This window comes from Flavihumibacter fluminis (genome assembly GCF_021491375.1).
Taxonomy (GTDB): Bacteria; Bacteroidota; Bacteroidia; order Chitinophagales; family Chitinophagaceae; genus Flavihumibacter; species Flavihumibacter fluminis.
Genome location: NZ_JAKEVY010000005.1, coordinates 49276 through 70320, shown reverse-complemented (window position 1 = coordinate 70320; position 21045 = coordinate 49276). Strand labels below are relative to the sequence as shown.

Here is a 21045-nt window from a genome sequence, read left to right as displayed (position 1 = left end):
GATACATCTCATCATTTTTCCTGATTTACTAACTAAGTAAACAGATACTTCCCTTTTGGATAGTAACTATGACTGAAGCAAGAAATCATTGACATCTTCCTCGCGCTCCTCATTCCATTCTACGATAAAATTATTGCGGCCCTCGCCTACAATGAGGCGCATGTATTTCTGCTGTACCAGTTCCAGCATACTCAGGAAGGTAAAAATGGCATGAATGCGGTTTTCGCAGACTTCAAAGAGTTTCTCAAAACTCATGGTCTTTTTAGTTCGACAAATATCCAACACACTTTCCCGGCTTTGCTCCATGGTGTAATTGTATTGCACCACGGTATGAACTGGTTTGTTGTTTCGGTCGTACACTTTTTGCATTACTTTTTCAAACGACTTCATCAGTTTGAACAAGGTGATCTGCTGGATCTCTGATCCTTCACTGGCTTCTTCGCCGATATGGCTCAGCTCCTTGTGAGCATTGCCTCGCTTCACCATCAGCATCCGCACCGCTTCCATCTCTGCCAGTTCAGCTGCTGCCTGCTTGTATTTTCTGTATTCAAGCAGTTTATCTACCAGTTCCTGGCGCGGATCAATCTCATTCCCCTGTGCATCCATCTCCTTGCGCGGTAAGAGCATCTTGGCCTTGATCCGCATCAGGGTAGATACAAACAATATAAATTCACTGGATAACTCAATATTGAGTTTCTCCTGGCCATGAATGAAATCCAGGAAATCATTAATGATCCGGGTAATCGGAATATTATAGATATCCAGTTCATCCCGCTCAATAAAGAACAACAACAGGTCAAAGGGTCCTTCGAACTGCGGCAGTTTGATCTGGTAAGAGGGTTGCTGCGCGGCCATACTTCACAAAAATTAAGCTTCCCGGGAAACCCGGGAAGCGCGAAAGATACGAAACTTAAAATTTTGCTGATAAACCCACACCCAACAGGGATCTTACCTGGGTACCCGGTGAATTTCCATTCGGCCCGAATTGTTTTACATCATCATCGTATATCAGGTCGAAATTATATGTTACACTCAGGAATTTATTCACTTTCATCGCAATGCTATTGGTCCAGAAGACGTCAATATTCTTGGGTTGGGCACCGATTTTTGCATCCGTAATCGGATCCCGCTTTCCTGCATAGTTGGAGAACAGATCCAGCCTGGACTTATACGATACATTCTTAAGCACTTCCTTAAAAAAGTTGGCCGACAAATAAGCACCTGCTTCCATGGCCACTTTCCTATTGGGGTTTACGCCATACAGCGCCGCCAATGGGGTTTCCTGGCCGCCATCCGGTAAAGGAATCTGGCCGTTTTCATAATAATAGCTATACGGATCATTACTCACAATTACCCAGCGTGCGGATATCGGTGACAACATCACACTGAAATAAGAAGTAGGCTTCCATTCTATACCCGGAGAAATAAGCATATAGGCTGGAGCAAAGAGTCCGGATATACGGCGACGAATTCCCTTTGACAGGTAATTATAATCATATCCATCGGTCATCTGGGTACGCAGGTTATAAACTCCTACCAGCGCCCATTTATCATTTATTTTTTGTCCGGCTTTGCTGTAAAAATCAATTTTATCATCGGTCTTGCGGGTTCCTACCGAACTGGTACGCTGTACTGCATAACCAAGGTCAAGGGTGTTATCCCAGAAGAACTTTCCTTTTTTCTTATTGGCAAAAAGTGTAGAGTATCCTGCTACAGAAATGGAAGAACGTTCTGCACCTGCAGCCCAGTTGCGGGCACTACCCTGGGCCAGATTCAGGTTAAACAACCCGCCCTTGCGCCAGCCCTTTGCATTGTACTTATAAGTGGTGTCATCATAAGTGGCTCTTTCCGCACTTTTTTTGAGCCCGCTTACAGTGGCATCCTGGGCTAATAACGACCCGGCCAGCAAAAAAAATCCGCAAAACAGGGTCATGGTTTTTTTCATAGTCATTATCTCATTCATTAGTTTATAAAAAAAGGCATTTTGAGAACGTCAAAATGCCATTGCAAATATATATAGAAGAATCTTTATTTCTTCTTCAGCTCATCGCGGATTTCCATCAGCAAGGATTCTGTAGGTGTCGGTCCGGCTGGCGGTGCTTCCGGTACAGGCGGCCTGCGGAGTATGGCTTTGATGAAAACATAACAAACGAGTGCTACAATAATGAAATCGAGCAGGGCGGTCAGAAAAGCTCCATACTTAAAGGTAATCGCTTCTGAAATCACAGCATTACTCGCATCCAGTTGTGCCTCTTTGATCGTGAGCGCCATTTTTGAAAAGTCTTTGCCGCCGGTAATCAACCCCAGGATGGGAGCAATTAACCCCTCGGTAAATGAGCCAACCAATTTCGTGAAAGCAGTACCCATCAGGAAACCGATGGCAACATCCACCAGGTTGCCTTTGGTGGCGAATGCTTTGAAGTCAGAGAAAAATCCCATAATAAGTGGTTTTAGGTTATCTGTCTAAATATATGATTAAGATAAATATTTTTGCCGGATGTCTCCAAAATTGCTGAACTGGTTTCTTTTTGCCGCGCTTGCACTCATCTGGGGCAGCTCCTTTATTTTGATGAAAGCCGGCATGGAAGCACTTTCAGCTTACCAGGTAGCCGCCATCCGAATGCTGAGTGGTGGCCTGATACTACTTCCCATGGCTTTGAAATCGTTTCGTGAAATTCCTCGCGAAAAAATCGGACTGGTGGTGCTTTCCGGATTCCTTGGCAGTTTTTTTCCTGCTTTTTTCTTTTGCATTGCCGAAACAAAAATCGATAGCTCACTGGCAGGCATACTGAATGCGCTGACTCCCATGTTTACCATCAGCATTGGTGCACTGTTTTTCCAATTGCAAATCAACGCGGCTAAAATTGCAGGGGTAGTGCTTGGTTTTATTGGTCTCTGCCTGCTATTCCTGGTTCGCGGAAAACTGGAGCTGAGTTATCTCTCCTACTCTTCCCTGGTTATTCTTGCCACCCTTTGTTATGGTATCAATGTGAATATGGTAGCCCGGTACCTGAAAGGAATTGGTTCTGTTAGTATCGCCTCTTTTGCCTTTGCATGCCTGATCCCGCCTTCTCTGGCAGTTCTATGGAAGACCGGTTATTTTGAAATGGATAGGATTCCCGATAGTGGAACCTGGTGGATGGCTACCGGTTCGGCCGTGGTATTGGGTGTAATGGGAACGGCCCTCGCCTCCATCATTTTTTACATGCTGGTGAAGAGGGCCGGAACCTTGTTCGCTTCACTGGTTACTTATGGTATTCCCTTTGTGGCTATTGGGTGGGGATTGCTTTTCGGAGAATCCATCACCCTGGCGCAGGTTGGCTGCCTGTTGATCATTCTTGCCGGGGTCTACCTGGTGAACCGGAATAAATGACTTATACCGCCATGATTTCTTTTTCTTTCTGTGCCAGGTGTTTTTCCACCAGGGCAATATGCTTGTCGGTCAGCTCCTGCACTTCTTTTTCCGCATCTTTTGCAGCATCTTCACTCAGACCGTCTTTCTGCAATTTTTTAATCTGTTCGATGGCATCCCTGCGAATACTGCGGATCGCTACCTTGGATTGCTCTCCTTCACCATTACATCTTTTCACCAGTTCCCGGCGACGCTCTTCTGTCAGAGGAGGTAAAAACATCCGGATCATGGTTCCGTCATTCTGAGGATTGATACCGAGGTTAGAATTGATAATTGCACGCTCAATCGGCTGCAACATATTTTTCTCCCAGGGCTGAATGGTCAGCGTTCGGGCATCCGCCGCCGTTATATTGGCAACCTGGCCAATCGGTGTTGGCGAACCATAATAATCTACCACGATACCATCCAACATCTGTGGATTGGCTTTTCCGGCCCTAATCTTAACAAGCTCCACTTCCAGGTGATTGATCGCTTTTTTCATGGTATCACTGGCATCGTCCAGGATCATGGATAATTCTTCGGTCATGCTATAAAATTATTCGGGCAAAACTAAGGAAATGGAATTATTTCTTTTCCATCATGGGGTTTTCCGAAAGCGGAACCAGCTTGCCACCGGATTGTTTCAGGATCTCATTGGTGGGACCAACAAACAATTGCGGCCTGCGTTTTCTCACCATGTAGAGCAGGCCAATAATACTGAAGAAGATGCCAAAAAATATGGCCATCAATGCCGTTGTTCCCAGTTCCTGCAGGTAAAACCCTAGTGCGATTACCACTGTATTAAGCGATGTTAGGGTAATAGCAATTGCACGATGCGACAGGCCCAAATCCAGCAATAAATGGTGAATATGATTTCGGTCTGGGGAAAAAGGAGAACGACGATGCAGGATCCGGATCCCAAAGACACGCAGCGTATCCATCAGTGGTATCATCAGGATACCAAAGCCCAATGCCGGAGCGGCTTGTACAGAAAATGCCTGTCCCGGCTCCATAGCAACATTAATAAATTTCACCACCAGCACTGCATTTACCAATCCGATCAGCAGTGATCCGGTGTCTCCCATAAAAATCCTGGCCGGCTGAAAATTGAATATCAGAAATGCCAGGAGTGCTCCTGCCATTGCGAATGCCATCACGGCTTCCGGTAAATGTCCAGTCAACACGAAATAGGTTCCGAATACTGTAGTGCATAACAGTCCCAGGCTGCCGGCCAGTCCATCTACCCCATCAATCAGGTTGAAAGAGTTCATCACCACGATTGCAGTCAGATAGGTAAAAAGCAGACTGAATGACTCCGGCAATTCGTTCACCCCCAGGAAACCCTGCATACTATGGATCTGAAGTCCGCCATAGTATATGATGATAAAAGCAGCCAGCACCTGCCCAATGAATTTTTTTACCGGTGAAATGATGATGATATCATCTTTCAATCCCATATAAAAGATTACCACTGCCGCTGCGAGGAAAAACTGAAGATTTTTACTTTCCTGGAAATTGGCGATCAGCAAAACGGAGAAAAGAAATCCGGCAAAAATCCCCAATCCCCCCAGGGCTGGAATAGCTGCCTGGTGAATTTTTCGTTCATCCGGAATATCATAGATCTTCTTCATTGCGGCTACCCGAATAATTACAGGAATAGCCAGAAAGGTTATTGTAAATGCAATGGTTAATGATAGAACGACGTCAAACATGTGCTGCTGTTTCCGGTTTGGAGATGATCTGCTCCTTAAAAAATCGTACCCTGGACTATAAACGAAAAAAAGCCCTATTTAGTCTTATCCTCCTGTAAAGATCGGGTCAAAAAAGTTAGATTTGCTCCACAATTTTTGAATATGGCCAGTTTACAGGAAATCGCTTCCCAGATCAGAAGAGATATTGTGCGGATGGTGCATGGCGCCTCCAGTGGTCACCCTGGCGGCTCACTGGGTTGTACGGACTATTTTACCGCACTCTATTTCAAGGTCATGAAGCACAATCCGGATTTCAGCATGGATGGTCATAATGAGGATTTGTTCTTTCTTTCCAACGGACATATTTCACCGGTATATTATTCCACCCTGGCCCGCGCCGGTTATTTTGATATCAAAGAACTTTCCACATTCCGCAAACTGAACAGTCGCCTTCAGGGTCATCCTGCCACCCACGAGCATCTTCCGGGAATCCGGATTGCCAGTGGCTCACTGGGACAGGGAATGAGTGTGGCGATCGGGGCGGCACTTGCCAAAAAACTGAACAAGGATCCTCACCTGGTATTCTCCCTGCACGGGGATGGTGAACTGGATGAAGGTCAAAACTGGGAAGCAGCCATGTTTGCTGCCCATCATAAAGTTGACAACCTGATTGCTACCATCGATTGGAACGGCCAGCAGATTGACGGTTCTACCAAAAAAGTAATGGATCTCGGTGAACTCGATAAAAAATTTGAAGCCTTCGGTTGGGAAGTATTGATTCTCGAAAAGGGAAATGATGTAGATGCAGTAGTAGCTATGCTGGAAAAAGCTAAAATACTCACTGGCAAAGGGAAACCGATTGTTATTCTGATGAAAACCGGCATGGGTGCAGGTGTGGATTTTATGGAAGGCAGCCATGAGTGGCATGGCATCGCGCCTAATGATGAACAACTGGCAAAAGCACTTGCACAGCTTCCGGAAACATTGGGTGATTATTAACCCAGCTCCATATTGGAGGCAGCAGCTTTCCGGGCCGGCAGCCAGGATGCCAGGAAGGCGACCAGCACTACGGTTGCACTTACCAGTAAAAAATCCGGCCACATGAGTTTTACCGGGTAATGGTTGATGACAAAACTGCCACCTTCCAGTTTAATCAATTCAAATTTTTGCTGTGCCCAGCAGATGAGTAAAGCCAATGCCATACCCACCCCCGCTCCAATGCCCGCCAGCAAAAAACCTTCACTGATAAAGATTCCCTGAATCCTTCCGGAGGAAGCACCCATGGCTTTCAATACCTGGATATCTTTCTGTTTTTCCAGCACCAGCATGGTCAGGGAGCCTATCATGGTAAAGGCCGCCACCACCAGGATCAGGGAAAGCAATATATAAATCACCCATTTCTCCATCTGCATAACACTGTAGAGTCCCTGGTTTTGCTGGTACCTGCTCAAAACCGTATAGTTTTTACCGAGTAGTTTTTCCAGGCTTTCGGTGATGTCTTTTTCATCTGCACGTGGCTGAAGGGCGATTTCCACCCCGCCATATTCATCCGGCTCCAGGCTGAGCAGCCGTTTCAGGAAATCCAGGTTGGTAAGGACATATTTATTATCAAACTCCTGCTGAACTGCAAAGGCCCCGGCTGTTCGCAGGTTTTCTGCTATCAGCGCCGACATCGGGTCAGACACATTGATGCCTGCACCGCGCTTGGGGAGATAAGCTGTTACAGGTAATAATTCTCGGTCGCTCCACAACCCTAGTGCGGATTCCACCCCGACGCCCAAAATAGCCCGGGGCTGTTCTGCCGTACCCAGGTTAAACTCTCCCACTTTAACATAATCAGCCATGGTGGTTACCTCTGTATACTGGCTATCCACCCCTTTCAGATACACAATGGTCTGCGCCTCCCCATTCTGCAACAGGGCTTTTTCCTCCACCACTTTCGACCAGGCTTTAATTCCGGGAATCCGGGCCATCGAAGCTTCCTGCTCCGGTGTTAGCTGGAGTAGTTTGCCCTCTGCAGGAACAATCTTTAATTCCGTGTAAAAAGTGGCGTACAGTGATTTCACCAGGTCTTCAAACCCGTTGAACACACTCAGTACCACAATTAGGGAGGCGGTGCCCACTACCACTGCCACAACGCTAACCCAGGCAATGATATTGATGGCATTGGTGGATTTCTTCGATTTGAAATAGCGCCAGGCGAATAGAAAATTCAAGGAGTCGGGTTTACTTTTCTTCTTTCTTTATTTTTTCAAACACTTCTTCCATCTTGAACACATAATCCAGAGTATCATCCAGATAGAATTGGAGCTCCGGAATCCGGCGAACCTGGTTTTTGATGGCAGCCGCCAGTTCTTTTTTAATTTCCCAGGCGCGATCCTCGAGTTTTTTCATCGCAGCCTTGGGGTCGGCCACTTTAAAAAGGCTGATATAAATACGTGCCTCCAGTAAATCCGGGGTCATTTTTACGGACGAAATAGATACCATGCCGCCATCTATCATGGTAAGGCCCAGGTGCTGAAACACCTGGTTCAGCACCCCCTGAATTTCACCTGCTACCTGCTTCTGTCGTTTTGTCTCCTTTTGCATGGGGTAATTGCTTGGTTACTGCAAAGAAACAAAGAATTCGGGAGCTGCCCCACCCTAAATTGACGTAGGTTTGCAGTTTCTAGTTAATTGGTAGAATGAAGAAATTTTCGCTCGTATTTAAATACCTCGCAGAAAAAAAGGCCAATATCGCGCTCTATTTTCTGTTTAACCTGCTCTCCATCGTTTTCTCCCTGGTTTCCCTGGCAATGCTTGCACCCTTCCTGCAGCTGCTTTTTGGGTTGGAAAAACTGATGATTGAAAAGCCGTTTTTTGAATGGACAGCCTCCTCAGTGCTCGACCAGCTGAAATACCAGCTCAGTGAACTGATCAATCAGAACGGTCCGGTTGCCGCCCTGGCTGCCATCTGTATTACGGTAATTGTTTCCATCTTTTTCAAGAACCTCTTTCTCTACCTCGGACTTCGCATGCTCACGCCCATGCGTAATCATGTGATGACCAAACTCCGCGGAGAACTCTATTCCAAGATCCTCAGCCTGCCCATCGGCTATTTTACCGAACAACGAAAAGGAGATATCATCAGCCGGATGAGCAACGATGTCAATGAAGTGGAATGGAGTATTATCGGGGCGATGGAAGTCCTGGTCAAGGAACCCCTCACCCTGATCCTGATCATCAGCTCGCTGATCTTTTTGAGTCCGCAACTGTCCTTATTTCTCGTGGTATTATTACCGGTAATGGGTTTTGTGATCGGCCGTGTGAGTCGCACCTTGAAAAAGCAATCCAACCAGGCCCAGGTGCAACAGGGATTGTTGTTAAGTGTACTGGATGAAACCCTGGGTGGCATGCGCGTGATCAAAGCCTTTAATGCCGAGAAACTGATCTCCGGTAAATTTGGCAGCATCAACAAACACCTGAATCATATCCGCAATACCATGAATTTCCGCCGCGATCTGGCATCGCCGATGTCGGAGTTCCTGGGTGTGCTGGTATTGTGTGCGATCCTCTGGTTTGGGGGACAATTGGTATTGAATAACAAAGCCGGACTGGATGCTGCCGGTTTCATCACCTACATTGTTTTCTTTACACAGATCATCAATCCATCCAAGGCTTTCTCCAATGCCTTTTATAATGTGCAAAGAGGAACAGCCGCCATTGAACGTATTGAAGAAGTAATCAACGCCCCGGTTAAAGTGATAGAAGCCACTGCACCGAAAACACTTTCTTCGTTTAACCATAGCATTGAGTTCCGTAATGTATCCTTTGCATATGAGGAAACAACAATCCTGGAGGATATCAATCTCGTTATCGAAAAAGGAAAAACAATTGCACTGGTTGGCTCCTCCGGATCAGGAAAATCCACATTGGCCGACCTGGTGCCCCGTTTTCATGATGTAACCAAAGGAGAGATTCTGATAGATGGCGTGAACATCAAGGAATACTCACTGTCATCCATACGCGATCAATTAAGTATCGTAACCCAGGAGCCGATCCTGTTCAATGATACCATTGCATCCAATATCTCACTGGGTATGCCGGAGGCCGACCAGGTTTCCATTGAACAGGCAGCAAAAGTGGCGAATGCACATAGTTTTATCATGCAGAAAGAGGCCGGGTATGAGACCAATATTGGGGATCGCGGCAGCAAACTCAGTGGTGGTGAACGTCAGCGACTCACCATTGCCCGGGCAGTGCTGAAGAATCCGCCCATCCTCATCCTGGATGAAGCCACCAGCTCTCTCGATACAGAAAGTGAACGCCTGGTGCAGGACGCGATTGATAATATGATGCAACATCGCACCAGTATTGTGATCGCCCACCGCCTCAGTACCATCCGCCATGCTGATGAGATCATCGTTTTGCAGAAAGGCCGCATCGTGGAAAGAGGCAACCACGAAAGTCTCTTATCTCAACAGGGATTTTACAAGCGGTTAGTGGATATGCAGGAGGTCAAATAAATTTGAATCATACAAATACAAACACATGAGACAATTTTTCCTTGGCTTATGCCTTTTGGGGGGATTGAGTCTGGTCCAGGCGCAGCAACCCGTAAGTTATGAGCAGGCATTCAAAGGGGCGCCTACCAATATGATGCAGCCCCTGCCCATGGTTAGCAAATGGCTCGATGGAAAACATTACCTGGAAACCCGTACCGAAAACAATGTTCGCCAAACAGTAAAGGTGAATGCAATTAGCGGAGTGGCAGAAGCCTACGCTCCTCCCCAGGCTGAAAAACCAGCTCCGGCGGTACCTGCGATTGCGGTTATGGGTGCCCGTAACCAAACCAGTTCTCCCGACGGTAAGTATTTTGCCTACACCAAAAAGGATAACAATCTGTATATCCAGGAGATTGCTACCAAAAAAGAAATTCAACTGACTAAAGACGGGAACGATTCTGTACTGAATGGATATGCGTCCTGGATCTATTTTGAAGAGATCCTGGGCCGCGCTTCCCGCTACAAAGCATTCTGGTGGAGCGAAGATGGCAAACACCTCGCCTTTATGCGCTTCGATGAAAGTGGCATGCCCGTTTTCCCAATTTATGTGGCAGATGGCCAGCATGGATACCTGGAAAACAACCGGTATCCCAAACCGGGTGATAAGAATCCGGACGTGCGTATTGGTATCGTAAATATTGAAACCGGCGCAACCACCTGGGCTGATTTCAATGAAAAAGAGGATCAGTATTTTGGTACGCCGGTATGGACCCCAGCCGGACAACTTTGGATTTCCTGGATGAACCGTGGACAGGATCAGCTGAAAGTCTACAATGTGGATTTGAATTCAGGAGCCAAATCACTGGTGTATGAGGAAGCACAAAAAACCTGGATTGACCTGGATGATACCGACCGCTTTGAATTCCTGCCTTCCGGTAAAGGATTTATCCTGCGCAGCGATGTGAGTGGCTGGAAACATTTTTACCTGCACGATATGAGTGGCAAAAGGCTGGCGACACTGACTTCCGGAGATTTTACAGTTGGCGCAATTCATAAAATTGATGAAAAGGCAAAACGCATCTATTTTGATGCACGCAAGGAAAACAGCGCCCGCACAGACCTCTACAGTGTTGGCATGGATGGGAAAAACATGCAGCGGCATTCTTTTGGCGATTATACCTTCCGCGGCATGACCATTTCTCCTGATAACAAATATTTTATCACCACCTATTCCAATCTGCAAACTCCGCCTACAACGGTGTTAGCAGACATGAAAGGAAAGGTTATTCGTGAACTGGGAACATCAAAAGGAAAAGGTGCTGACATGTATGCACAACCGAAAAGGGAATTGGTTCGCGTAAAGTCTGCTGATGGATTGTTTGATCTACCGGTATTGATTACCTATCCGATTGGATTTGACCCTGCGAAAAAATACCCTGTCATCATTAATATTTATGGCGGTCCGAATGCAGGAACGGTGTATGATACCTATCGTGCAAACCCAACTGAAATCTGGTGGGCCCAGGAGGGACTGATACAGGTTGCGATCGACAACCGTAGCAGTGGGCATTTTGGTAAAAAGGGAATGAACTTTATTCACCGTCAATTGGGTAAATACGAAATCGAAGATTACATGAGTGCAGCAGGTTGGTTGCGCAAGCAGCCCTGGGTAGCAAGTGACCGGATCGGTATCACAGGTGGCAGCTTTGGTGGTTATATGACTGCTATGGCTTTGACATATGGTTCGGATTACTTCACTCATGGTATTGCGAATGCATCTGTAACAGACTGGAGTTTGTACGACACTCATTACACCGAGCGCTTCATGGATACCCCGGCTGAAAATCCTGAAGGATATAAAGTCACTTCAGTGATGACCTATGCAGATCGTTTAAAGGGCACCCTTCGCATTGTGCATGGTACTACCGATGATAACGTACACATGCAGAACAGCGTGCAGTTAATCAACAAACTGCAGGACCTGGGCAAACCCTTCGAAATGATGATTTACCCGAATGAACGACACGGCATTGGTGCCAATGTTCGCGCCAAGCGCGAGCACCTGGTTTCCGAGAATGCCAGCTTCTTCTACAAACATCTGCTGAACAAGCCGGTTCCGGAAGTCTTCTGGAAAAAAACCGAGCGCAAGGCATTTTAATAGTACGAATTAAGCAGGGCTTAATGACTTCTCAAAGAGGTGTAGTAACTTAGATACTACACCTCTTTGATTTTTATGACAAACCGCCGCCAATTCATCAGCAAACTGACCGCTCCCTTCCTGGCTATGCCGGTATTATCGGAGCTGGCTTTTCCTTCCTGTGCCAATCCTTACGAAGGACCTGTTTTAAAAGTTGCCCTGATGGGATTGGGAGGTTATGCTTCGCGGGTTGCTGATGCCATGCAGGCCTGCAAAAAGGCCAGGATCACAGGACTCATAAGTGGCACACCGGAAAAGCTCACCTCCTGGCAGCAGAAGTACAATGTATCCGCCAAAAACTGTTACAACTACGAGAATTTCGATGCCATCAAAAACAATCCGGAAATAGATGCCGTCTATATCCTGACACCGAATGCGCTGCACCATCCGCAGGCGCTGCGGGTAGCTGCTGTAGGCAAACACGTGATCTGCGAGAAGCCGATGGCCCTCAATGCCCGGCAGGGAAAAGAAATGGTGGACGCCTGTAAAAAAGCCGGGAAACAATTACTGGTTGGTTATCGCATGCATTTTGAAGCCAATACGGTAGATATCATACAGAAGCGTATCAATGGAAATTTTGGAAAGATTCTTTTCTTCCAGGGACTCAGTGGTTTCCGGATCGGGAATCCCAGTCAATGGCGACTCAACAAAGAACTGGCAGGTGGTGGAGCGATGATGGATATTGGCATTTATTCGGTTAATGGAGCCCGTTATATGGTGGGTGAAGATCCTGTTTGGGTAACGGCGCAGGAGACCAAAACCAATTCAACACTCTTTAAGGAAGGGGTAGATGAAACCATTCAGTTCCAGCTGGGTTTTCCGGGGGGCGCAGTAGCTTCCTGTTTATCCACCTATAATATGAATAACCTGGATCGATTTTTTCTAAATGGTGAAAAAGGCTTCACGGAACTCTATCCTGCATCCGGATATGGTCCCATCAAAGGAAGAACACACCAGGGTGAATTGAATCATCCGCATGTGGCGCATCAAACCACGCAGATGGATGAAATGGCCGCCATTCTGCTTGAAAATAAAAAACCATTGGTACCGGTCGACGGAATTGAAGGCTGGAAAGATCTGGTCATCATTGATGCCATCTACAAAGCCGCCGCAACAGGCAAAAAAGAACCCATCATGTACTGATCCTTATACTGCTACAAAAAATTAGGGAGCCACTTTTTAGTAGCTCCCACTTCTAACTTCTTTTTTCACTTCTGACGTCTGACGTCTCACGTCTCACGTTTCACTTATTCATCGTATTCTTCGCTTCAATACTCAAAGTCGCATGTGGCACTGCACGCAGGCGCGCTTTATCAATCAGCTTTCCGGTAACCCGGCAAATACCATAGGTTTTGTTCTCGATGCGCATCAACGCTTTTTCGAGGTGATCGATAAAGGTGATCTGTCTGCTGGCCATCTGTGCCAGTTGCTCACGCTCCATACTCACACTTCCATCTTCCATGGTCATATAACGGCTTTCACTTTCATCACCACCCATTTCATCTTTACGGGTGATCAATCCCTGTAGATAGGCCAGTTCTTTTTTTGCGGCGTCCAGTTTTTTGTTAATCAACTCTCTGAACTCTGCCAATTCTGCATCACTGTATCGCATAGTAGGTCCGGTTTGAATAGGAGCCTCCTGATCCAACACACTCTTGGTGAAATCAGGATTGTACGGCTTCACGGTTTTAGTTTTTATTTCTGGCACCACCCACTTGGTCGGTCTTTTTTCTGGTGGTGGAGCCGGTTTCTTAATAGGGATCGGGGTCAATTGCTTTGAATCGTCCTTCACCGATGCCGGTTTCATAACAGATGGCTTCCCAATTGGTTGGCGAATTGTTTTGACTGCCGGTTTTTTTCCTTTTCCTTCTGCTTTGGAAGCGGGGCTTTTAGCCGGGGCTGCCGGCGCTTTCTCCTGTTTGGGAGGTTCAGTTTTTTTAATAGGTTCTACTTTTTTTGCTTTATCGGCTTTTACTGGTGGTTCTGCATTCTTCGCGACAACTGCTTTTGCCGGAGCTTCAGCTTTCGCTGCCTGTGCTTTGGCGGGTGCAGGTTTTGCGGGAGCTGCTTTAGCAGGCGCCTTTGCAGGAGCTGCTTTGGCAGCCACTGGTTTCGGAGCTGCTTTAGGGGCCGCTTTCGCAGGAGCTGCTTTTGGAGCTGCCTTTGCAGGTGCTTTCGCTGCTGGTTTGGCCGCTGGTTTCGCAGGAGCCTTCGCAGCAGGAGCTGCTTTTTTTGCGGGAGCCGGTTTAGCTGCTGCTTTCTTCGCAGGGGCAGCCTTGGAAGCCGCTTTACTGCCTGCCGCCGATTTTGCCGGTGCAACTTTTTTCGCTGATCCAGCTGCTTTAGCAGCCGGTGCTTTTTTGTTGGTTGCCATAAATATTCCTTTTTCCGGTGATCAATGTCCTATTTATATGTCAGGATCTGCTTAGTTTATTCACCCAAACTTTGACCTCCTGTTCATTCACCTCCACAGGAATGCCCTCGTTTAGCTGATCTACTAATTCGAGCTCATCCGCCAAAACCTCTGTTTTAATGTAGTTGGCAAATTGCTTAACCGAATCTGCCAGACTTCCAATTCCTGCCAGCTTGATAGCAATCCGGTCAGTGAGTTCATATCCATTATCCTTGCGGATCTTCTGGATTCTGTTCACCAGCTCGCGGGCATTGCCTTCCTGCTCCAGTTCCGGTGTTACTGTCACGTCCAGGGCCACAGTTAATGCTCCTTTTGAGCTTACCAGCCAGCCCGGAATATCCTCACTGGATATTTCCACCTCATGGATTTGTAATATTAAGGGTTCGCTATCAATTTCCAAAGAATATGATCCTTCTTTTTCCAGCTTTGAAATGGCTTCCTGATCAAAGGCCTGAATAGCGGCCGATACAGCCTTCATTTTTGCCCCTACCCGCTTGCCCAGCGCCTTAAAATCCGGTTTGATCTTCTTTTTAATAAATCCTTCCGCATCGGTCAGGTACTGCAGTTCTTTCACATTCACTTCCGACTTGATCAGGTCTTCCACTTTCAGTAACTGTTCTTTCATCGCCGGGTTCAATACCGGGATCAGCACTTTCTGCAAGGGTTGCCGTACCTTGATATTCACTTTTTTCCGCAAACCTAATACCAGAGAGGAGGCATCCTGGGCCAGTTTCATGCGTTCTTCCAGGCTTTGGTCAATCCGGCTCTCATCCGGCTTTGGATACAATACATGATGAACCGACTCTCCTTTTAGACGACCCGTTACCTCATTCAGGTTGCAGAACAACCAGTCTGCAAAAAAGGGCGATACCGGTGCCATCAGCCTTGCGATGGTCTCCAGGCATTCATATAAGGTCTGGTAAGCCGCAATCTTATCCTGGCTATAATCCCCTTTCCAGAACCGGCGTCTGCACAAGCGTACATACCAGTTACTCAACTGCTCATCCACAAAATCTTCAATGAGTCGGCCTGCCTGGGTGGGTTCATAATCATCAAATGCCGCAGTCACTTCCTTCACCAGTGTATTCAATGAGGACAGGATCCAGCGGTCAATTTCCGGCCGCTCTTCCAGCGGGATGGCTGCCTCTTTAAAAGCAAATCCGTCCACATTTGCATAAAGCACAAAAAACTGGTAGGTATTATATAAGGTGCCAAAGAACTTCCGCTGCACTTCGCGGATGCCCTCCAGGTCAAATTTCAAACTATCCCAGGGAGATGCATTGGTGATCAGGTACCACCTGGTAGCATCCGCGCCAAAGGTTTCAATGGTCTTGAAAGGATCCACCACATTGCCCAGGCGCTTACTCATCTTATTGCCATTCTTGTCCAGCACCAATCCATTCGACACTACCGTTTTGTAGGCAACGCTATCATACAGCAATACGCCCAGCGCATGTAAGGTATAAAACCAGCCACGGGTCTGGTCCACGCCTTCTGCAATGAAATCAGCCGGATAATTCTGCTCAAAGGGTGCATTGAAGGGCTGCTCTGCTCCTGCTTTCAGCTTCTCCTGGTCCAGTCCCCACTGTGCATAAGGCATCGCACCACTGTCAAACCACACATCAATCAGATCCGGCTCCCGATGCATGGGCTGACCGCTTTCACTTACCAGCACCACTTCATCCACATAGGGTTTATGCAGATCCAGAATGCCATCGTGCAAATAAGTTTTATTGATATCTCCACCCAGCACTTCGTTTGCCTTGCGGATTTCCGCATTTAACTCAGCAATGGATCCAATACATTTTTCTTCTTTTCCATCAGCTGTTCTCCAGATGGGAAGAGGAGTACCCCAATAACGGGAGCGACTCAGATTCCAGTCCACCATATTCTCCAGCCAGTTGCCAAATCTGCCTTCACCGGTTGCCTTGGGTTTCCAGTTGATGGATTTATTCAGTTCCACCATCCGGTCTTTCACTGCAGTAGTACGAATGAACCAGGCATCCAGCGGGTAATACAATACCGGCTTATCTGTTCTCCAGCAATGCGGATAACTGTGTTCATATTTCTCAACTTTAAACGCACGGTTTTCTTTCTTCAGTTTTACACTGATGTCAACATTCACATCCACATAATTCGGATCATCTTTGTAATTCTTTACAAAGCGACCACTGAATTCTCCCAGTCCGTCTACAAATTTTCCCTCCCTATCCACCATGGCCAGGAAGCCAATTCCATATTTCTTTCCAACCTTATAGTCATCCGCACCAAAAGCAGGAGCTGTATGCACGATACCGGTACCATCTTCGGTGGTTACAAAAGTATCACAGAGCACTCTGAAGGGATCACCTCCTGCAACAGCCGGACTGTTCGCGTCATACGGCAACAATTGTTCATAACGGGCACCCTCAATCGAAGATCCTTTGAACTCAGCAATTATTTTCCAGGGTAATAACTTAGTCTCTGCCGAATAATTTTCAAAATCACCATTTTCGCCTTCCGGCTTGAAATACTTGCCCAGCAAGGATTTGGCCAGGATTACATTCACCGGCAGATGAGTATACGGGTTGAAGGTCTGCACCAGTACATAATCAATATTCGGTCCTACGGTCAAACCCAGGTTGCTTGGCAGGGTCCAGGGAGTAGTGGTCCAGGCGAGGAAGAAAATGTCAGACGTGAGATGTGAGACGTCAGATGTGAGACGAATGGAAGACTCAACAGCGTCAAAAAGAAACTGCGACTTTTCATCCTTTACTGCTTTGAACATCGCAACGGCCGATGTATCCTTCACATCTTTATAGGTGCCGGGTTGGTTCAGTTCATGCGAACTCAGTCCGGTTCCTGCTGCCGGAGAATAGGGCTGGATGCTGACACTTTTGTAAAGCAATCCCTTTTCATGCAGGCGCTTTAACAACCACCAGAGCGTTTCGATGTATTCATTTTCAAAGGTTACATAGGGATTTTTCAGATCCACCCAGTAACCCATTTTATTGGTCAGCTCATCCCATTTATCCTTAAACCGCAATACCGCTTCCCGGCATTTCTGATTGTATTCTTCAATGCTGATGCTCTTGCCAATATCTTCTTTGGTTATACCCAATTCCTTCTCTACTCCCAGTTCAATCGGCAATCCATGGGTGTCCCAGCCGCCTTTTCTTTTCACCTGGAATCCCTGCATGGTTTTATAGCGACAAACCAGGTCCTTCAGTGTCCGCGAGATCACGTGGTGAATTCCTGGCATACCGTTCGCGCTGGGCGGACCTTCATAAAACACGAAAGAAGGAGCCCCTTCCCGCACTTCAATACTTTTTTCAAATGCCTGGTGCTTTGCCCATTTCTCGAGAATGGTTGTCTCGATGGATGGTAAATTCAACTGTTGAAACTCACGATACTTAGCTGCCATAAATAACTAGCTGATTCTTAAGTGCTTATAAAAACTAAAAGATCGAAATAGACGCGAAGTTACTGAAATTTGACCGCAACCCGATGGCAGCTTAAACCTCTAGCCCAGGTATTTGTAATTTTAGGTGAAGCCATCCACTTGACCAAAAACTGCTTTGCCTGTTTCCTGGGATTCCTTTTCGGGTTTCTGCTTTCCGGATCTACCCTCCGGGCAGCAAGCTTTTTGGTAACCAGCACCGCGAATGATGGTCCGGGTAGTCTTAGAAACGCAATACTTGCCGCCACCGCAAATGGCACCACAGAAACAGATACGATCCTCTTTGCGCTTACTGGTTCCGGTTCTTCCCTGCCAACCATTCAACTGAGCGCAGAACTGCCGCCACTTCCTTCCAATCTGCTTATTGATGGAAGCAGTTCAACCGGGCCGCGTGTACCCCGCATCAATGCTGGCGTTATTCTGAATTTCACAGGCCCGCTTAGTTTTCAACGCTTTCATTTTTTCCGCATACTCGAGGCTACTGATATTGCTATAAAAGGTATCGCTTTTCAAAACCTCCTGGGACCTTTTCAATTTGAACTGGCAGTAGCAGGTATTCAGCTTAGAAATGCAAGCCGCATCCAAATTGGTGAAGAAGAAAAAGGCAATCTATTTTCGGGCGCGATGGTTGCCCTGGTGAATGAAACCCGTAATGGTGTAGAAGCCGGTTTTGTGAGAGATGTTCGTGTTGTTGGTAATATAGTAGGATTGAATACAGCGCTTTCCAAAGCTGATTACAATGGTATCTACCTCGCGAACGCAAAACGCTTGAGGATGGAGAAAAATCTTTTTGTCAATACGGTATTACAGGTTACGGAAGCAACCAATACCGATGGCGATTTTATAAATTTCATCAATAACCAGGCAAATAACATAGATGGACAACCGATTCCCGATGGTACTTTTTTATTACGACTGGAAGGTAGTATCGGCAGCAATGGGAAAACATTGATTGAAAATAATTTTCTCTACTCGGTTGACAGGGCGATCGAATTAAAATTCATAGAGCATCCCGTTTTTATGCGGGCCAACTTATTTGCTTCCAGCAGTTCACAAGCCTGTGCAGAATTGCGGTTCGCCATCACCGTTACAGATTGTAAGGATGTCACTATTGGAACATCTGATGGAGAGGGTACCAACCGCATTCGTGGTTCCATCTGGCAATATGGTACAGGAAAAATGATCGTATGGCAGAACCAGTTATTAGGAGAGATTCACCCTTCGGAAACAGCAACGCAGGGGACTAATACCATCACCTATTATTTTGAAAATATTCTGAAAGGGAAAACAGACCCGGGAGCAGTAGTGCAGCTATATGGAACCAATTGCTCGGATCCCTGCCCGCTTAAAACCTATATCAATGCTGCTACTGCAGATGCTGAAGGCAACTGGACCATCTCACATAATTTCCTGGCGGGCGCTTACTTTCTTACTGTTACAAAAAATGGCCAGACCGGATCACTGCAACCGATGGCCAATCAATCCAATCTTATCCGGCTGAATGATATCAGAATCACTGCTGATACCTGTGAAGCCAACTCAGGTTCCCTTGAACTTAGCCTGCCCAACCTTGATCCTGGCACTCAGTTGAAATGGACTTCCTCAACCGGTGAATCCCTGGGTACGGATAAAAAGATTTCCGGGTTACCAGCAGGCGATTATTTTCTGGTCAACAGGCAAACTGCCGGAGCATGCGAAACCACATTGGGTCCGATACAGGTACCTCCAGTAAGCATTGAATTTGCCCCTGCACAATCAAAAGAATTATGGACCGACGCAAATGCGGAGGTTGAAATCGTTATTGAAGCAGCACCGGGATTGGAATATTTTCTGTTTGATCAGGCTTCAGGATCCACATCCGCTATTGATAGTTCCTCAACCGGTGTCTTTACCATAAACGCCGGTAGTTCTGACAAAACCTATTATATCAGAATCAAGAAAGGTAATTGCTGGAGTGAAACCTCAACAATCAAGGTTCGGATTCGTAAAGCAGCCGGACTGTTTTTCCCAACTGCATTTAGTCCCGATGGCGATGGCCGCAACGATACCTGGAAACCCATCACAGATGGTTCCTTTGAAATTTATAAACTCCGGATATACAATCGGCTGGGGCAATTGGTATTTGAATCCGGCATTCCGGAACAGGCATGGGATGGCAAACTAAAAGGACAAATTCAGTCTTCCGGAATTTATATCTGGGTGCTGGAAGCAAGAGACCGAACCAGCGTACAAATACGAAAAAAGGGACAACTCCTCCTCGTCCGATAACCCGCAAACGCCTGTAAAATTTACTAGCGACAGAGCCCCAGGTTCATAGTGGTAGAATTACGAATTAAGGAAAGTAAAGTCCCCAACGGGCAAGTGTAAACGAGAATTTCAGCTCTTTTTTCTGTTAAAAATCTCATTTACAGCCGGTAAGCACCCCGGATTTTTCCACATTTTCCAGCTTTGGCACAATTTCTGGTCACTATTTAAGCGAAAATCAAAACAAACAGATGTCAAGTACATCTTAAAAATATACCAGCTTGAACTGGTAATCTTTCTACGGTTTAGGGTTTAGGGGTTAAAATAGGGGGTTGTCTAGCCCCCTTCCTCATTTTTATACCTCACTTAATTTCATTCATCCACTGTTCTGTAAATTTTCTTGCTGTTTCAATCACCGGTTTACCTGCACGAAAAGCCATTTTCCAGCGTTTCCCCTTACTCTCATAATTCTTATTCACGAAATATTTTACACCATTCTTTTCAATGAGTTCCGCATTAAAATCGATGTCTTTTGTTTCATCCAGAAATTGCTGCAACCGGGTTTTTACAAACAACATATGATTCACGGGATATTTGGCTTCCCATTCCTTCAACAATCGCTGATTCCCAGTCTCTGCATCCTTTTGAAATTGCGGATAATTCTTTTTATAGGCCGCAATTTGTTTATTATTCGGATCCTCATTAGCCACCTGTTGCTTTTTTAAATCCGCCAGCATTTTTTCAAACATAGGTTTCATGGAAGGGTCAGCCTTTTTTAAACTGGCTTCCATGTCGGCAACTCCTTTTTTTCCATTTGCTATCATTTCTTTTTGCATATCCTCGGGAGTTTGAGGCACAAAAAGTTCGGGCTTTTCTTTCTCCCTCATTTCGTTGTACTCTTTAATAAAATCCGGACTCGCAACATATTTCTTTACATATGTCAGCAGGCTGCTGGCAACAGCCGCACGATTACCAACTGCAATATTGCGGGCATTGCGAACGCCTTGCTGATCAAGGGAACCCCAGAGAAAACTGCCTGCAATTTTTTGATCCGCATCCGTTTTGCTGATACCCAGTTGCTTTAAAAAATCATCTGTAAAATGGCTGGCAGGTTGAAAGGCAAATAAGCCGGATAAAAGAACCACCATGCATGCGGCGATTAATAGATTTACTTTTTTCATGATTA

General features: G+C 46.3%; 16 protein-coding genes. 6 read left to right on the top strand and 10 right to left on the bottom strand.

The window, feature by feature from the left end:
• Positions 1-66: 66 nt before the first annotated feature.
• The 3 genes from L0U88_RS17935 to mscL all read right to left on the bottom strand — a co-directional run bounded on the left by L0U88_RS17935 (position 67) and on the right by mscL (position 2439).
• Entirely contained in the window at positions 67-855 is a 789-nt protein-coding gene (locus L0U88_RS17935) for a segregation and condensation protein A (RefSeq protein WP_234867803.1), read from the bottom strand.
• Between the two features lie 55 nt (positions 856-910).
• On the bottom strand, positions 911-1945 hold the full coding sequence (locus L0U88_RS17930; protein WP_234867801.1) for a DUF3078 domain-containing protein: 1035 nt from the start codon (positions 1943-1945) through the stop codon (positions 911-913).
• A gap of 83 nt (positions 1946-2028) precedes the next feature.
• Positions 2029-2439, bottom strand: a complete 411-nt coding sequence (mscL, locus tag L0U88_RS17925; RefSeq protein ID WP_234867799.1) for a large conductance mechanosensitive channel protein MscL — start codon at positions 2437-2439, stop codon at positions 2029-2031.
• A gap of 58 nt (positions 2440-2497) precedes the next feature.
• On the opposite strand from mscL, the gene L0U88_RS17920 reads away from it, so the two are divergent.
• A complete protein-coding gene (locus L0U88_RS17920; protein WP_234867797.1) occupies positions 2498-3373 on the top strand; it encodes a DMT family transporter in 876 nt (291 codons plus the stop codon).
• Position 3374: 1 nt separating this feature from the next.
• On the opposite strand, the gene frr is transcribed toward L0U88_RS17920, so the two are convergent.
• Positions 3375-3938: a ribosome recycling factor gene (frr, locus tag L0U88_RS17915; RefSeq protein ID WP_234867796.1), complete on the bottom strand. Its 564-nt coding sequence runs from the start codon at positions 3936-3938 to the stop codon at positions 3375-3377.
• A gap of 37 nt (positions 3939-3975) precedes the next feature.
• Complete coding sequence (locus tag L0U88_RS17910; protein WP_234867794.1) at positions 3976-5103, bottom strand: glycosyltransferase family 4 protein; 1128 nt, start codon at positions 5101-5103, stop codon at positions 3976-3978.
• 141 nt (positions 5104-5244) lie between these two features.
• On the opposite strand from L0U88_RS17910, the gene L0U88_RS17905 reads away from it, so the two are divergent.
• Complete coding sequence (locus tag L0U88_RS17905; RefSeq protein WP_234867792.1) at positions 5245-6081, top strand: transketolase; 837 nt, start codon at positions 5245-5247, stop codon at positions 6079-6081.
• Here L0U88_RS17905 and L0U88_RS17900 read toward each other — a convergent pair.
• A complete protein-coding gene (locus L0U88_RS17900; RefSeq protein WP_234867791.1) occupies positions 6078-7298 on the bottom strand; it encodes an FtsX-like permease family protein in 1221 nt (406 codons plus the stop codon). The two genes, L0U88_RS17905 and L0U88_RS17900, sit on opposite strands and share 4 nt — an antisense overlap.
• Before the next feature lie 10 nt (positions 7299-7308).
• Positions 7309-7671: a 30S ribosome-binding factor RbfA gene (gene rbfA, locus L0U88_RS17895; RefSeq protein ID WP_234867790.1), complete on the bottom strand. Its 363-nt coding sequence runs from the start codon at positions 7669-7671 to the stop codon at positions 7309-7311.
• Positions 7672-7766: 95 nt separating this feature from the next.
• Here rbfA and L0U88_RS17890 point away from each other — a divergent pair, with 95 nt between their 5' ends.
• The 3 genes from L0U88_RS17890 (at position 7767) to L0U88_RS17880 (ending at position 12906) form a co-directional block, all read left to right on the top strand.
• A complete protein-coding gene (locus L0U88_RS17890; RefSeq protein WP_234867789.1) occupies positions 7767-9587 on the top strand; it encodes an ABC transporter ATP-binding protein in 1821 nt (606 codons plus the stop codon).
• A 25-nt stretch (positions 9588-9612) separates the two neighbouring features.
• Positions 9613-11724 carry a S9 family peptidase gene (locus tag L0U88_RS17885; RefSeq protein ID WP_234867788.1) on the top strand — a complete coding sequence of 704 codons (2112 nt, stop codon included), beginning with the start codon at positions 9613-9615 and terminating at the stop codon, positions 11722-11724.
• Positions 11725-11799: 75 nt separating this feature from the next.
• Entirely contained in the window at positions 11800-12906 is a 1107-nt protein-coding gene (locus L0U88_RS17880) for a Gfo/Idh/MocA family protein (RefSeq protein WP_234867787.1), read from the top strand.
• A gap of 100 nt (positions 12907-13006) precedes the next feature.
• Here the strand turns inward: L0U88_RS17880 and L0U88_RS17875 are convergent, their stop codons facing one another.
• Positions 13007-14137, bottom strand: coding sequence for a TraR/DksA family transcriptional regulator (locus L0U88_RS17875; RefSeq protein ID WP_234867786.1), 1131 nt, complete (start codon positions 14135-14137; stop codon positions 13007-13009).
• Between the two features lie 40 nt (positions 14138-14177).
• Entirely contained in the window at positions 14178-17579 is a 3402-nt protein-coding gene (gene ileS / locus L0U88_RS17870) for an isoleucine--tRNA ligase (protein ID WP_234867785.1), read from the bottom strand.
• 138 nt (positions 17580-17717) lie between these two features.
• On the opposite strand from ileS, the gene L0U88_RS17865 reads away from it, so the two are divergent.
• Positions 17718-19883, top strand: a complete 2166-nt coding sequence (locus tag L0U88_RS17865) for a T9SS type B sorting domain-containing protein (protein WP_234867784.1) — start codon at positions 17718-17720, stop codon at positions 19881-19883.
• Positions 19884-20221: 338 nt separating this feature from the next.
• Here L0U88_RS17865 and L0U88_RS17860 read toward each other — a convergent pair whose 3' ends face one another.
• On the bottom strand, positions 20222-21040 hold the full coding sequence (locus L0U88_RS17860) for a hypothetical protein (RefSeq protein ID WP_234867783.1): 819 nt from the start codon (positions 21038-21040) through the stop codon (positions 20222-20224).
• Between the last annotated feature and the right edge of the window lie 5 nt (positions 21041-21045).